Source organism: Cohnella rhizosphaerae, assembly GCF_029525575.1.
Classification (GTDB): domain Bacteria; phylum Bacillota; class Bacilli; order Paenibacillales; family Paenibacillaceae; genus Cohnella; species Cohnella rhizosphaerae.
On sequence record NZ_JAPDIA010000003.1, the window covers coordinates 1772921 to 1787944 of the forward strand.

The following is a 15024-nucleotide window of genomic DNA, read 5'->3' on the forward strand; positions in this document are numbered from 1 at the left end:
TTGAAGCGGAAGGCTTGTCGGATCCTGGAAATCGATGACGATTCCGATGACCTGCGTAACTGTCTGAATGACAGAGCGACGAGCTAGAATGATGCAATCAAGGCAGGGAATTGCCGGGGCTGAGGCCATTCCTGATCGAAGGGGATATCGTTCAAAAGGAAAAATCAGGTATGCCATGCAGACGGGAAATGGCGGTGCTATGGGCCAGGTGAAGGAGGAGGAGGGGATGCCGACCGACCTTCCAAGCGGATAAGCGGCGGGATAGGTCGACGAGCAAGTATGAATCGGCTGCAAGAGGGAACAGCGTGCCAACGCTATTATCAAGATTTTAGTGAGACAAGCATGTATGGAGGAGATCCGATGAAGATACGCGCACGTAATCCAAAAAGCATTTTGCTGACTTTGTCATGTTTATGCCTGTTCGCGGGCAGTTGGCCGGCGCCAGGGGCGAAGGCCGACGCCGCCGTGCCCGGGGCCACCGTGCAAAAATATATCATGATCGACCAGTTCGGCTACTTGCCGGACGGGGACAAGACAGCGGTGCTCGTCGATCCGCAGGTCGGCTACAATGCCGCGGACGCTTACACGCCGGGAGGCACGCTGGAGGTGCGCCGGACGTCCGACGATTCGGTCGCGTTCAGCGGCGCGCCTAAGGTATGGAACGGCGGCAAAACGCAGGAGAAGTCGGGCGACCGCGGCTGGTGGTTCGACTTTTCCGAAGTCACGGCTGTCGGAGATTATTATATTTACGATCCCGCGAACAATTTCAAATCCTATGACTTCACGATCTCGCCCGACGTCTACAAGGACGTGCTCAAGGCGGCGATCAAGACGTATTACTATCAGCGGATCGGCACGCCTCACCTGGCGCAGCATGCCGGCGCGGATTTTGCGGACGATGAGGCGTTCGTGGGACCCTACCAGGATACGCAGGCGCGCAGCGTGCTCGACCGCAACAATGCCGCCACCGAACGCGATCTGTCGGGCGGCTGGATGGATGCGGGCGACTTCAACAAGTACGTGACTTACACGGCGCAGCCGATCAACGAGCTGCTGACGGCGTACGAGCAGAAGCCCGACATTTTCACCGACGACTACAACATTCCTGAATCCGGCAACGGTATTCCCGACGTCATCGACGAGGTGAAGTGGGAGCTGGATTGGCTGAAAAAGATGCAGGAGAGCGACGGCGGCGTACTTATGAAGGTGGGCGTGCCCTCGTCCGGAAAAATCGGCGAATTCAGCAATCCGCCGAGCAAAATTACCGTTCGCCGCTACTATCTGCCCAAGACGTCGGCGTCGACGGTCGTCACTGCGCTCAACTTCGCGCATGCGGCGGTCACGCTAGGCCAGTTCCCGACGCTGCGCGGCTATGCCGACGATCTGAAGGCTCGCGCAATCAAGGCGTGGAGCTGGTACCAGAACAATCCGAAGACGGCCAACGCCGACCACGGCGAGATCGAGGCCGGCGACGCCGACATGGCGCTCGCGCAGCAGGCGCAGGTGGCGACGGTCGCGGCCGCGTATCTGTTTGCGCTGACGGGCGACCAGACCTACCATACGTATTTTAAAAACAACTATACGACGACCTGGCCGATGTCCGACGCCTATTGGGGCCTGTATTACGGCGAGCAGGCGGACGGCGTCATGTTCTACACGACGCTGCCGAACGCCGATCCGGCCGTCAAAGCGCACATTCTGGAGCGCCGCGATCTGCACGACTTCACGCAGGCGTTCGTAGACAACGAGGATCTGTACCGCTCCTACGTGCCGGACTTCTCGTACCACTGGGGAAGCTTGCAGGTTAGGGCGCGCGCCGGCGCTTCTTCCTACGATTTCGTCCAGTACGATATCAATTCGCAGAAGCGGGACAACTTCAATAAAAAAGGCGCAAAACGTGCTTCATTACTTCCATGGCGTCAATCCGCAAGCCTATACGTACCTGACGAACATGGGCGCATACGGCGCGGAAAACTCGATCAAGGAAATCTACCACAGCTGGTTCGCCGACGGCTCGCCGTGGGACAGCGCGCCTCCGGGATTCGTGCCGGGCGGACCGAGCGAGCAATATTCGGGCAACCAGTCGCCGCCGCAAGGTCAGCCTGCGCAGAAGATGTACAAGGACTGGAACGGTATCGTCATGGAATGGCCGGGCCACATGGACAATTCCTGGGAGATTACCGAGAACGGCATTTATTATCAATCGGGGTATATCAAGCTGCTGGCCAAATTCGTAAGCGCGCCTGCCGCGCCGACCGAACCGCCGGCAGCGCCCGCTGCCGTCTCCGCGGCAGCCGCGGGCACGACGGCCATGCAGGTGAGCTGGAGCCGCGCGCCGGGCGCGACGGGCTACGATATCGAAGTGGACGGCACGGTACGGGATAACGGGCCGGCGCTTTCCTTCACGCATGAGGGCCTGCAATCGGGTACCGAGCATGCCTATCGCGTCAGAGCCAGGAATTCGCTGGGTACAAGCGATTGGAGCGCCTTGGCGACCGGCAAGACGGATGTTCCGCCGCTGCCTCCGGCCGCCCCGTCCGGCCTCAAGGCCGAGCCGACGAGCGCGTTCGCGATCGCAGTCGGCTGGGGCGAGACCGAGCGGGCGACCAAATACGAGCTCGAGGTCGACGGTACGATCGTGAGTGCGGCCATGCAAACGACCTACGCGCATAAAGGACTGGCGGCACTCTCCACGCATACGTACAGAGTGCGCGCTTCCAACAGCGGCGGCACGAGCGAATGGAGCGCGCCGGTAACGGCGAAGACGCCGGTCGCGCCGCCGACGAGCGTCATCGACCTCTCGCATGCCGGTACGGACGGCTACACGTTCGGTCAATCTTCCGATCAGGTGAGGCGCTACCAGACGTTTGTCGCCGATTCCTATCCGGCGCTGACGGGTATCGAGGTCATGCTTCGCAAGTTCGGCAACGCGGGCAATGTAACGGCATCGCTGTACGCCACGAGCGAAGGCAAGCCGACGGGCAATCCGCTGGCGACCGCGACGATCGCGGCGAGCGCTGCGAACGAGGACTATAAGGTATTGCCGGCGGCGCTGAAGTACAACGGCCTGCAGAGCGGTAAAAAAGTACGCGATCGTGCTCGGACAGAGCGGGTCGGGCAACGACGGCATCTATGAATGGCTCGCCGGAGCGGACGTGAGCGGCGACTATGACTTCGGCAAGTTTACGGGTTCGGAATATGTAGACGAGTCGAACATCGGGGACGGCTGGACGAAGCTGTACGTCGCGCAGAGCGCCGATCCGCAGCCGCAGCCGCCGGCAGTGCCGGCAGGCTTGAGCGCCGCATCGGCCGGCAGTGCGTCGATCACGCTCGGCTGGACGGCCGTAACGGGCGCGACCGGCTATCAGATCGAGATCGACGGTTCGTCGACATATGTGTCGACGACGGGCGCGTCTTACACGCATAGCGGCCTGGCGGCGGGCTCGACGCACAAGTACCGCGTGCGCGCGGTCAATGCTGCGGGCCCGAGCGGCTGGAGCGCCCTCGCTACCGCGACGACGAGCCAGAATCAGCCGCAGCCGCCGGCCGTGCCGACGGGTCTGACCGCGACGGCGTCGAGCAGCGCGTCGATCTCGCTCGGCTGGACGGCCGTAACGGGCGCGACCGGTTATCAGATCGAGATCGACGGTTCGGCGACATATGTGTCGACGACGGGCGCGTCTTACACGCATAGCGGCCTGGCGGCCGGCTCGACGCACAAGTACCGCGTGCGTGCGGTCAACGCCGCGGGCACGAGCGGTTGGACCGCATTGGTCACCGCGACGACGCCGGGGCAGTCCTCCGCGTCCGTCATCGATATTTCGCATAACGGCACGGACGGCTTCACGTTCGGCGAGACGAGCGACCAGGTCAAGCGCTATCAGACGTTCGCGGCCAACGCCAACAAGAAGCTGACGAAGGTCGAGGTCAAAGTTAAAAAGTACAACGGGCCGACGGACCTCACCGTCAGCCTGTACGCGACTAAGGACAGCAAGCCGACGGGCAGCGCGCTCGCGACCGCGACCGTCAAAGCGTCCGCGATCGGCGAAGACTTCGCCGTCGTGAGCGTACCGCTGGCGTACAGCGGTCTTGCGAGCGGTACGACGTACGCGATCGTGCTCGGTCAATCCAAAAACTCGGACTACGCCAACTACGAGTGGAGCACGTCCGAGGTGAGCGCCAGCCTGAAGTACGGCAAGTACAGCGGCGGCAAATGGCTCGACGAGTCGGGCATCGGCGACGGCTGGCTGAAGGTGTACGTCGGATCGTAACGGTTCGGAGAGGCGTCCGGGCGATCGGGCGAATCCGAAGCTGGAACGAAGCAGAGAAATTGGTGCGACATGCGCGAAAAAGCCGCCGCGGGAGCGATCCTGCGGCGGCTTTTCTCTTCTCGCATCATCGAATTAATAAGGTAATCCGAGCAGTTCGGCGCCGTTTCGATACAAAATCCGCTCGAGCACGCCTTCCTTCCATTCCTGATTCCGGAAATGGGACAAGGCAAAATCGTATGGAACGTTGGGATAGCAGGTTCCGAACAGAATCCGGTCTCCCAGCTGAAAATTGGCGGCCTCTACGTACGGCTTGCTCCCCCGGGAAGCCGAGGTACAGGTCCGGGGACAGGTAGACGTTGGGGTAGAAAATGGCGAGCGCGATCGCATCGGAGACGAAGGGCCAGGCGCCGTGCGAGATGATGATCGATGCATTCAAAAACTCTATTAGACGCTGCGTCGCGACAGGCGTATAGTAGTTGCATCTGTAATTCTGATTAAAATACCTGGAATAGTATGAGGGGCTGTATGAGGGCCCAATCCCGAGGAGGTCCGTCATGAAATTTGCCTTATTCAGCCTGCTGATGAACATACCGAACGCGGTGACCGGGGAGACGCTGACCGACCAGGAGAAATTTCAAAACGTGCTGAAGCAAGCCCGACTGGCCGAGGAATTGGGCTTTGACGCCTATGGCGTCGGCGAGCGGCACGGCGAGCCTTTTCTGTCCTCGTCGCCGGCCGTCGTGCTGACCGCCGTCGCCGCGCGTACGTCGCGCATCCGGCTGCTGACGACGGTGACGGTGCTCAGCGTGCTCGATCCGGTGCGCGTCGCCGAGGATTATGCCACGCTCGATCATCTCTCCGGGGGGACGGCTCGAGCTTATTATCGGCAAGGGGAACGATCCCCGCCATTATCCGCTGTTCGGCATTCGCGAGGAGGAGCAGTGGGAATCGCTCGCGGAGCGGTACGCGCTGCTGAAGCGGCTTTGGACGGAGGAAAAGGTGACCTGGGAGGGCAAGTACCGTACGCCCCTCAGCGGCGTGACGACTTATCCGAGGCCTTTTCAAAAGCGGATTCCGGTCTGGCACGGCAGCGCTTCGAGCCCGCTGTCGACGGAGCTGGCGGCGAAGTACGGAGAGCCGATTTTTTTCGTCGAACACGTTTCATCCGATGGACAAATACCAGGCGCTGATCGACCATTACCGCGAGCGATGGGCGTTTTACGGCCACGATCCGAAGGAAGCGCTCGTCGGCGCGGGAGCAGGCCAGCTTTATCTGGCCGATACGAAGGAGGAGGCGATCCGGCGGTTTCGGCCTTATTACGACGCTTTTAATGCGACGGCTTCTTCGCAGCATAATCAATCGCCGTTCACGGGACTGGAGGATACGATCGAGCGCGGGTCGACGCTGGTCGGCAGCGCGGACAGCGTGATCGAGAAGGTGCTGCGCTACTACGCAGGCTTCGGCAACCAGGTGCTGGCGATCAGCGTCGACGGGCTGACCGAGTCCGAGCAGCGCGAGCAGATAGAGCGTTTCGCGGCCGATGTCATGCCGGTACTTCGAAGGGAGATTCCGAGTTCGGTGTGGAACGACCGGCCGCCGACGCTGCTGCCAGTTTAAGCTTTTGGATCACTGCTTCATTCGACAAATCCAGAACCGATGTACGGACTTGGCCGCAACGATTTGCGCAATCGCGATCGCTGCGGCTTTTGCGCGCGAAGAAAGCTGCCGGGAAGCGCGAAGCGACCCGGCAGTTGGAACGCAGCAGGAGCGCGGCGCCGACGGGAAGAGCGAGCGAATTTTTTTTCGGCGAATTTTCAATGAATTTTCAGCTGGCGTCTTTAAAATGGTGTAAGAACAGTAGCCCGGCCGCGAGCTGTACAGGCAATTATCCGTGGCAATTATCCGTGCTGCTTGCCCGAATTTCCCGGGAGGGAGCGGCCAGCGCGCCCCAAAGAGACGTCCGCGGATTAGAAGATCGGCGCAGGGCTAAACTAATCGTAATCCTTGCTTTGCCAGGCCCTATACCATGCTTGTCCGCTGTGATAAAATATGTTAGGAAATTTGTGTATTCGCTGTGTAAAAGCATGTCGAATCATGTAAAATTAAGGCATCCATTGGTGAAAGAAGGGGCTTAAACTTGTTCCGGAAAAAAGACATTTTTTTTAAAACGCTCGAGGATATGGCCGATCTGATCATGGAGACGACCGAGCGGTTTCTGGCCGCGGTGGGCAGCGATATTCCCGACCCTAGCGCGTTTTCCAAAGAAATGAAGGAGTACGAGCACCGCGGCGATCAGTTCGCGCACCTGATCATCACCGAGCTGAACAAGACGTTTATCACCCCGATCGAGCGCGAGGACATTTTGGAGCTGACCAAGCTGCTGGACGACGTGCTGGACGGCATCGAGGCCGTCGCCTCCCGTTTCGATATGTATCATGTGAAAAAGCCCGACGGCAACATTCGCAAATTCGCGGACTGCCTGAACCGATCGGCCGTCGAGATCAAGTCGGCGATCTACCTGCTCGGCCAGAAGAAGCTGCTCGCGATCCAGACGCACTGCGTGAAGCTGAACGAGCTGGAGAACGAAGGCGACGACCTGCTGCGCGAGAGCGTGAAGACGCTGTTCCTGAACGTCAAGGATCCGATCGAGCTGATCAAGCTCAAGGAGATCTACGAGCGGCTCGAGCAGACGACGGATTCCTGCGAGGACGTCGCCAACACGCTGCAATCCATTATTATGCGCAATTCTTGATGCGCCCGGGACAGGACTGAATACATCGCATGGATATCACCATTTTAGTCGTCATCATCGTCATCCTGGCGCTGGGGTTCGACTTCATCAACGGCTTTCACGACACGGCGAACGCCATAGCCACCTCGGTATCGACCCGGGCGCTCAAGCCTCGCGTGGCCATCCTGCTCGCTGCGGTCATGAACCTGATCGGCGCGTTGGCGTTCACCGGGGTCGCCAAGACGATCGGGGGCAAGGTGACGGACCCGTTCAAGCTGGAGCATGGGCTGACGGTCGTCATCGCGACGCTGATCGCGGCGATCATCTGGAATTTGATCACCTGGTGGAAGGGCATTCCGTCGTCCTCCTCGCATGCGCTGATCGGCGCGCTGGCCGGCGCGGCGGTCACATCCGAAGGCTGGGACGGCATCAATGCCGGCGGATTTTCGACGATCGTCATCGGATTGCTTCTTTCGCCAATCATTGCGTTCGTTTTGGGGTATATAATTATGTTCTTGCTGAAGCATCTTTTCGCGAGGACGAGCCCGCATCACGTGAACAAGGTGTTCCGGACCGGGCAGATTCTGACCGCGGCGCTGCAGTCGTTCACCCACGGCACGAACGATGCGCAGAAGGCGATGGGCATCATTACGCTGGCGCTTGTGTCCGCAGGCTGGCAGGATCATCTCGAGGTGCCGCTCTGGGTCAAGATCTCCGCAGCGCTCGCGATGGCGCTCGGCACGTCGGTCGGCGGCTGGAAGATCATCAAGACGATGGGCACGAAGATTTTCAAGATCGAGCCGATCAACGGTTTCTCGGCGGACGCGAGCTCCGCGGCGGTCATTTTCACAGCGACGCTTACCCATCTGCCCGTGAGCACGACGCATGCGATTACTTCCTCGATCCTCGGGGTCGGCGCGGCCAAGCGCTTCTCGAGCGTTCGCTGGGACATGGCCGGCCGGATCATCATGACGTGGATCATCACGATCCCGATCTCGGCCCTGATCGCGGCGGCCATCTACGCGGTATTGAGCCTGTTTCAATAAAAAATGGGCACCGATGCACGCGCCAATGCAGCCGTTACCACATTACAATATAGAGAAACATGGTGTTCTCCACGGGACGGAGTCTGGAGGAATTCACGCCTATGATCCAAGCATCCGCACAGCAAGCCAAATCATGCGTCGAACTGCTCAAGGAGTTCCGCCTTAAAGGTACGGACGCCAGGGGCGAAAAGCTTTATTTTGCCGGAGTCGGCAGACGCGACGTGTACAACGTGACCGCGCCGTTCCTCGACGAAGGGGAATGGGTCATTGCCGGCCGCGTCGAGGACCGCGCGAGCGAGCGCTCGTCCATCATGTTTTTTTGTGGAGAAAAACGGGAAGTGGACGCCGCGCGACGGGGCGCCCGTCTTTGAATTGCAGGACCCCTTTTTTTACCTTTGTCCGCGGCGAGCTCGTGCTCGGCGGGGTTCAGGTGTTCTTCGATCCGGACGACCCTCACTATGTGACGACCTGGCGCACGGTGTTCTACCGGGGCTATCGCGTTCGCGAGCTGCGGGAGTTCGCGCAAGGACCGCTAACGATGAAGGACGTGCGCCTCATCGACCAGCAGAACGGCAAGATCGGCGTCTTCACGCGACCCATGCCGGTGGGCGACGCGCGGGCGATGATCGGTTACGCCGAGATCTCGGACCTCGACGAGCTGACCGAGGAGCTGATGGCGAACGCCGGGGTGCTGAAGGGCCAGTTCCTGAAGGTCGAGTGGGGCGGCGCCAACGAGATCCATTTGCTGAACAACGGCAAGCTAGGCGTGCTCGGGCATGTCGCCTGGATGGATTACGGCAACATTCGCCATTATTATCCGATGGTATTCGCGCTGGACCCCGCGACTCGCGCGCACACGCCGCTCAAGCTGATCGCCACGCGCAGCTTGTTCCCGGAAGGTCCGGCCAAGCGGCCCGACCTTGAGGACGTGCTGTTCAGCGGCGGTCTGCGCCGCAACGGCGACGGCACCGCGACGCTGTACACCGGCGTCAGCGACGCCGAAGCCGCGCGGATCGTCATCGAGGACCCGTTCGTCGAGTACGAGGCGCAATAGGATAGAGACAGGGACCGCTCCGGATGGAGCGGTCTTTGTCGTTGAAGATAGCTGCTGGCCGCACAGAAATTGTGCGGTTCGCGGGTTGAGCGTGAGGTGTGGGCGCGCGTCGAAGTGTGGTTCGTGGAGTAACTGGCGAGCATGGCTGCTGGCCGCACAGAAATTGTGCGGTTCGCGGGTTGAGCGTGAGGTGTGGGCGCGCGTCGAAGTGTGGTTCGTGGAGTAACTGGCGAGCAGGGCTGCGAACCGCACAGAAATTGTGCGGTTCGCGAGTTGAGCGTGAGGTGTGGGCGCGCGCCGAAGTGGGGTTCGTGGAGTAACTGGCGTGCAGGGCTGCGAACCGCACAGAAATTGTGCGGTTCGCGGGTTGAGCGTGAGGTGTGGGCGCGTTACGGGGCGGTACGATAGTGGCAGGCGGATTCTGCTCGAATGGCGGACTCAGAGGGCGCTATTTCGGCCAAACGCCGTCCGTTCGTAGGTGAAGCGGCCCCGGCAGCCTTTATTCGGCGTTCAAAGGCGGAAAATCGGCTTGGGAGTGGGGAATAGCGGCGGCAGGGTCCTTAAACGAACGAGGAGGACAAGAAAAACGGAAATAGCGGCGCCTCAGTCCATCAACGCAGACTTGCAGCCGGCAGCGGAAGGGAGGGGCAGGCGCCACGCAGTCATGTTGTCTCTCAAGGCTCCCCGCCTCCAACGCCGCCCGCTGCCCATGCGGCCGCATGCGCCTGCCGCCGTCGCGGCGGCGCTTCGCGCGTCGCTACGCCGCCGCCCGCCTCAACGCCGCCCGCCGCCCGTGCGCCGTCTGGTGCCGTCGGTCGTGGGCCGCATGCGTCTGCCGCAGCGGCGGCGCTACGCGCGTCTATGTCTACGCCGCTCGCCTCAACGCCGCCCGCTGCCCGTGCGCCGTCTGGCGCCGCCGCTCGTGCGCCGCCTGCGGCTTGCCGCCGGAGCGGCGGCGCGAAGAGCGTCTGCGTCTGCGCCGCCGCGGGCGCGGGGCATATTCGTCGTCGGCTTCGTCGGATTTTTTGCCTTTGGACGTAAAAATCTTGATGAGCGGCGCGATCTGCTGGACCGACGACATGATCTTCTGGATCTTGCCGATATTGCTGATCAAGCCTTCGATGCCGCCCATTTTGTCGATGAAGCCCTTGACGCTCTCCAGGTTAGTTGCGCTCAGCAGGGAGCTGAGCCCGCCGCCCTTCGCGGCCGGCGCGGCCGCCTGCGCCGCGGCCTGGATGGGGGCGGCCCCGAACAGCGCCGGCGGTCCGGAGACCGGCGCGCCGCCGATTCCCGGAAAGCCGCCGCCGGCAGCGCCCGTGCCAAGACCGCCGAGCCCGCCGAAGGAGTCGAGGCCGGCTCCGCCGCCTTGCACGGGGAACCCGCCGGAACCCCCGGTCCAGTTGCGATTGTACGAAGACGGTATGCGGTTCATGCCATCACTTCCTTCTCTGCTCTGAATCGCCGCGCCCGCCCATGCCGCGGGGCAGGATCAACCTATGGCGGCGTCCGATGATACAACATATGTGCGATGGCCCGGCGCCGAATGGACGAATGCCCGCCCAGAAGCTTAAATTTGCGGCGTTCGCCCGATTTTAGCTCTGTAAAGCGCGAATACGTTGCCGGTTGAACAACTTAACCAAACGCAGTACAATAGAGTGAACTGCTATTCATGTTCCGTTCCTATGACGGAGCTACTCGTTAGAAACTGAGGTGTGCCCGAATGCAGCTGAAGAAGCTGAATGACAAGTCGATCGACCAATTGTTCGAAGCCATTCTGACACTGAAGTCGGTGGAGGAGTGCTACGTTTTCTTCGACGATCTGTGCACGGTCAACGAGATTCAGTCGCTGTCCCAGCGACTCGAGGTCGCGCGGATGCTCGGCAAGGGTCAGACGTACAATCAGATCGAAGCGGAGACGGGCGCCAGCACGGCGACGATCTCTCGCGTGAAGCGGTGTCTGAACTACGGCAACGACGGCTACAAGTTGACGTTGGACCGTCTGGGCCGCTTCGGCAAGGCAACCGACGAAGCGGAGCAGCAGACGGAGATTGAGCAAGTCTAGCTCGTCCGGGGAGCTCCCCGACAGGGACGTTCGCGGAGCACGTATAGGATTACCGATCGAATGAAAGCAGGGGTGTTCGCACAGCGCCGAGGGCGGCTGACGGACAGCCCTTTCATTATTTTCAGGAGCTGGCGGGGCGTTGGTACGGATTCCCCATCTTTTACATATTTGGCATTGCCGGACTGCCGGGCGGCAGTTATGCTAATATCATACGCGTCAGTCCGGGGAGAGAAGTCCATGCGAATCTGGCACTCCGTACGTTTCAAGATCGTTTTCGGCTTCTTTATTGTAATCGCTCCCATGGTCGTCTTTCTGATCTACAACAACCTTTACGCGATGAAGGTCGTCCGTCAGCAGATCTCGGCCCACTACGACAACCTGCTCCAGACCAACATCGCCGAAAACGACAACATTCTCCACGAATATATGGTCTACCTCAACCGGCTGGAGGGCAATCCCGACGTGCCGATCATTCAGGCGCTGACCGCAGCGGACAGCGACTTTACGCTCGCGAAGATCCGGCTGCTGAACCAGTTCGTGCGCGACTCGAGCGGCATCTATTACGGCATGATGGACACGCTGTTTCTTTTCGACCGCAAGGCGGACGATCTTTACTACGTCACCCAGGACAACAGCACGTATTCCGAAAAAGGGAAGTGCTGCTCGGCTGGTCGCGCAATTACTTGCGAGGAACGGGCCGCCTGCAGCCGGACGCCGGCGAATGGACGCCGATCGTCATCGGAGACGATCCGGATTCGCGGTACTTGATGTGGACGTACGACCTCGGACTGGACATCTACGCCGGCGTTCTCGTGCGGGACCGCAGCCTGCTGCGCGTGCTCGAAGGCTTCGACGTCGGACCTGACGGCGGCGCGTTTCTGCTGAACAAGGAGGGCGAATTGCTCGCGAACAGCGATTCCGCGCTCATGAACGATAACGTTTTCCGTCGGACGATCGTCGCGCGCGCCGGCCATTACGGCGTACTGAAGCATGGCGGGAAATCGTATCTCGTCCTGTCTCAAGCCTCCGGCCAGGTGGACGCCGTCTATGCGATCGTCATGCGCGAGGACTATATTTTGCAGAACCTCCCGTTTTTCCAAAAGGTGCTTTATTATTGGATTCCGCTCCTGGTCGCGCTGCTGCTCATGATCTATCTCCTTTTCCTGCAGCGCATCATGTTCAAGCCGTTGGTGGACCTCATCCGCGGCATGCGCAAGCTCGGGCTCGGACGCTTCGACATCCGCCTGCCGACCGACCAGAGCAGCGAGTTCGCGTTCATGTCGGGCACGTTCAACAACATGGCCGAGCAGATCGAGAAGCTCAAGATCGACGTATACGAGGAGCAGCTTCGCGTGCAGAAAGCGGAGTACAAACATTTGCAGGTGCAGATCAACCCGCATTTTTACATGAACAGCCTGAATATCGTCTACAACCTGGCCGCGCTCAAGGACTACAAGTCGGTGCAGAAGCTGTCGCTGCATCTGGCCGACTATTTCAGGTTCCTGATGCAGAGCCACCGGCAAACGGTGCGACTGGAAGACGAGCTGCGGCATATCGGGCACTATCTGGAAATTCAAAAAAATCCGCTACGCGGGCAAGCTCGACTTCGACATGCGCGCGCGGCCGGAGCATCTTGGCTGTGAGCTGTCGCCGCTCATGGTGCAGCCCTTCGTGGAAAATTCGGTCATTCACGGCTTCGGCAAAAAGGTGCCGGACGGGACGATGTTTCGCATCGAGATCGAGACCGAGGCGGATGCAGCGGTCCCCGGGGCGCATCTGCTGCTGCGGATCCGGGACAACGGCATCGGGTTCCCCGAAGATATGCTCGCCGATCTGGCGGCCGGTACGTATGCAGAGGGAACGGGCGAAGAGCATCTGGGGATCTGGAACATCTTAAGGCGTTACCGAATGCTTTACGGAGACGAGCGGGGTATCGCGTTCGCGAATGCGCCGGAGGGCGGCGCGGTCGTCACGATTCGGCTGCCCGCGCCAGGGTGCGGAGGCTGCGATCGGGGCGGGCCCGAGCGAGGAAGGCGGCGACGCGGAGCGAGCGGGCTAGCGCGGAGCGAAGGCGAGGACGGCAAGGCGGATTAGAGAAAGGCGAATGGGCGCATAGCGAACCGACGGCGGCCGGGCGGATAACGGAGCCGGGGAAATTGCGGAGATCGATAATCGAAGGAGGAAGCGCGATGGTGACGATGCTGGTCGTCGACGACGAGATTTATGCGCTCAAAGGGATCACGCAGGGCATCGAATGGGACGATCTGCCGATCTCGCGCATTCTGGAGGCCGATAGCGTGCCCGAGGCGCTCCGGCAGCTGGAGAATAATCAGGTCGACCTGGTTATCTCGGACATCGAGATGCCCGGCGCGAGCGGCATGGAGCTGCTCCGGCATATCAAGGAAGCGCGGCCGTCGACGCTGACGATCTTCTTGACCGGGCACGCGCGGTTCGAGTACGCGCAGGAGGCGATGCGGCACGGCTGCTTCGAATACGTGCTCAAGCCCGTGGACCACGACGCGCTGAAGGAGATCGTGCGGCGGGCCGTGGCGGAGATCGAGGACCGCAGAGCGCAGCTGGCTTTCGAGGAGAAGCTGGAGACGTACCGCCGCCAGTGGACGAACCAGCTCCCCATCTTGGTGGAGCGTTTCTGGCAGGAAGCGCTGGCGGGCGGACTGCCGGCTTCGCCGGAGCGCCTGGCGCGGGAGTACGCGACGTACGATATCCCGCTCGCCGCCGGCGATGCGGTGACGCCGGTGCTGCTCAGCGTCGAGCGGTGGGACATGACGCTCGACGGACGCGACGAGCGCATCATGGAGTATGCGCTTCGCAAGGCCGCGGCGGAGATCATCGTCGGCCCCGAAGGGGCTGGCGCGGCGCTGCAGGATCGCGCCCAGCAGAGCCTCGTGCTGCTCTACGGCGCAGGCGGCGACAGGAAGCGCGGCGCGCTGTTGGCGCGCTGTCGGGATTATATTCGCGCGTGCCGCGAATATTTTCACTGCGCGGTGTCCTGCTATGTCGGCGAGCCGGCTGCGCCGCAAGCATTGCCCGGAGAGCTGGAGCGGCTCGCCCGGCTCGAACGGGCGAACGTCACGCAGCCGGAGTCGGTCGTCGACGCGGCGAACGGCGCGGACGCGCTTGGCGGAGCAGGCGGGGGCTCGGGCGGGGCGCAGGCGCTGCCGCCGTTCATGGAATGGGGTATCCTGCTGGATGGCGGCAGCGTGGACGAGCTGGAAACGGCGATCTCGTCCGCGCTGCGGCGGATGAAGGCGGAGGGGGCGGGACGCGAGAGCCTGGAGTTGTTCTATTACGGCTTCGTCCACCTGCTCTATCAGTGCGCGATTCGCCGGAGCGTGCCGGCCGGTGACCTGTTCTCGCAGCAGGAGCTGAGCGAAGGCCTTGCGCTGCGGACGCCGGACGGCATGTCCGCATGGGCGCTGCGGTTGCTCGCCAAGGCGCACGCGGCGCTCATGGACCGGCAGCGGGACGCGTCCGCCGTCATCGCCAAGATCCAGAGCTTCATTCAGGAGCACCTGAATGAGGAGCTCGGCCGCGACGACATCGCGAAAGCCGTCTACCGCAATCCGGCATACCTCTCGCGCCTTTTCCGCAAGGAGACGGGCATGTCCCTCACCGACTACATCGCCCAGGCGAAGATCGAACGCGCCAAGCGAATGCTCACCGAGACGAACGACAAGATCAGCAACATCGCCGAAGGACTCGGATATATGCACTTTTCGTACTTCGCCAAGCTGTTCAAGAAGGTGACGGGTTTGACGCCGCAGGATTACCGGAAGAAGCATCAAACCTTATAATTTTGATGAATGAGGAAAAATTAGGCAATAAGTCGCAAAAGATA

The 15024-nt window shown here is 61.1% G+C and carries 12 protein-coding genes and 3 pseudogenes; 14 read left to right on the forward strand and 1 reads right to left on the reverse strand.

What is annotated here, in order from left to right:
- Positions 1-495: 495 nt before the first annotated feature.
- The 9 genes and pseudogenes from OMP40_RS41700 to OMP40_RS13595 form a co-directional block, all read left to right on the forward strand.
- Positions 496-1809 (forward strand): annotated as a pseudogene (locus OMP40_RS41700) (glycoside hydrolase family 9 protein); the annotation flags it as partial.
- A gap of 88 nt (positions 1810-1897) precedes the next feature.
- Positions 1898-2161 (forward strand): annotated as a pseudogene (locus OMP40_RS41705) (hypothetical protein); the annotation flags it as partial.
- 156 nt (positions 2162-2317) lie between these two features.
- Positions 2318-3136, forward strand: a complete 819-nt coding sequence (locus OMP40_RS13565) for a fibronectin type III domain-containing protein (RefSeq protein WP_277531986.1) — start codon at positions 2318-2320, stop codon at positions 3134-3136.
- Entirely contained in the window at positions 3096-4271 is a 1176-nt protein-coding gene (locus OMP40_RS13570; protein ID WP_277531987.1) for a fibronectin type III domain-containing protein, read from the forward strand. The genes OMP40_RS13565 and OMP40_RS13570 overlap by 41 nt, the downstream gene beginning before the upstream one ends.
- Before the next feature lie 554 nt (positions 4272-4825).
- Positions 4826-5889, forward strand: a pseudogene (locus OMP40_RS13575) (LLM class flavin-dependent oxidoreductase).
- Positions 5890-6409: 520 nt separating this feature from the next.
- A complete protein-coding gene (locus OMP40_RS13580) occupies positions 6410-7024 on the forward strand; it encodes a DUF47 domain-containing protein (RefSeq protein ID WP_277531988.1) in 615 nt (204 codons plus the stop codon).
- 29 nt (positions 7025-7053) lie between these two features.
- Positions 7054-8049 (forward strand): inorganic phosphate transporter, encoded by a 996-nt coding sequence (locus OMP40_RS13585; RefSeq protein ID WP_277531989.1) that lies wholly within the window; start codon positions 7054-7056, stop codon positions 8047-8049.
- A 101-nt stretch (positions 8050-8150) separates the two neighbouring features.
- Entirely contained in the window at positions 8151-8420 is a 270-nt protein-coding gene (locus OMP40_RS13590; protein ID WP_277531991.1) for a DUF1861 family protein, read from the forward strand.
- Positions 8417-9103, forward strand: a complete 687-nt coding sequence (locus OMP40_RS13595; protein WP_277531993.1) for a DUF1861 family protein — start codon at positions 8417-8419, stop codon at positions 9101-9103. The genes OMP40_RS13590 and OMP40_RS13595 overlap by 4 nt, the downstream gene beginning before the upstream one ends.
- An 865-nt stretch (positions 9104-9968) precedes the next feature.
- Here OMP40_RS13595 and OMP40_RS13600 read toward each other — a convergent pair.
- Positions 9969-10535 carry an aminotransferase gene (locus OMP40_RS13600; RefSeq protein WP_277531995.1) on the reverse strand — a complete coding sequence of 189 codons (567 nt, stop codon included), beginning with the start codon at positions 10533-10535 and terminating at the stop codon, positions 9969-9971.
- A gap of 288 nt (positions 10536-10823) precedes the next feature.
- On the opposite strand from OMP40_RS13600, the gene OMP40_RS13605 reads away from it, so the two are divergent.
- From OMP40_RS13605 to OMP40_RS13625, 5 genes are all read left to right on the forward strand, one after another.
- On the forward strand, positions 10824-11165 hold the full coding sequence (locus OMP40_RS13605; RefSeq protein WP_217593155.1) for a YerC/YecD family TrpR-related protein: 342 nt from the start codon (positions 10824-10826) through the stop codon (positions 11163-11165).
- Between the two features lie 237 nt (positions 11166-11402).
- Positions 11403-11933 (forward strand): hypothetical protein, encoded by a 531-nt coding sequence (locus OMP40_RS13610; RefSeq protein WP_277531999.1) that lies wholly within the window; start codon positions 11403-11405, stop codon positions 11931-11933.
- Positions 11822-12808, forward strand: coding sequence for a sensor histidine kinase (locus OMP40_RS13615; RefSeq protein WP_277532001.1), 987 nt, complete (start codon positions 11822-11824; stop codon positions 12806-12808). Before OMP40_RS13610 ends, OMP40_RS13615 begins: the two co-directional genes overlap by 112 nt.
- A 13-nt stretch (positions 12809-12821) precedes the next feature.
- Complete coding sequence (locus tag OMP40_RS13620; protein ID WP_277532002.1) at positions 12822-13259, forward strand: sensor histidine kinase; 438 nt, start codon at positions 12822-12824, stop codon at positions 13257-13259.
- Between the two features lie 95 nt (positions 13260-13354).
- Positions 13355-14980 (forward strand): response regulator transcription factor, encoded by a 1626-nt coding sequence (locus OMP40_RS13625; RefSeq protein WP_277532004.1) that lies wholly within the window; start codon positions 13355-13357, stop codon positions 14978-14980.
- Positions 14981-15024 lie beyond the last annotated feature (44 nt).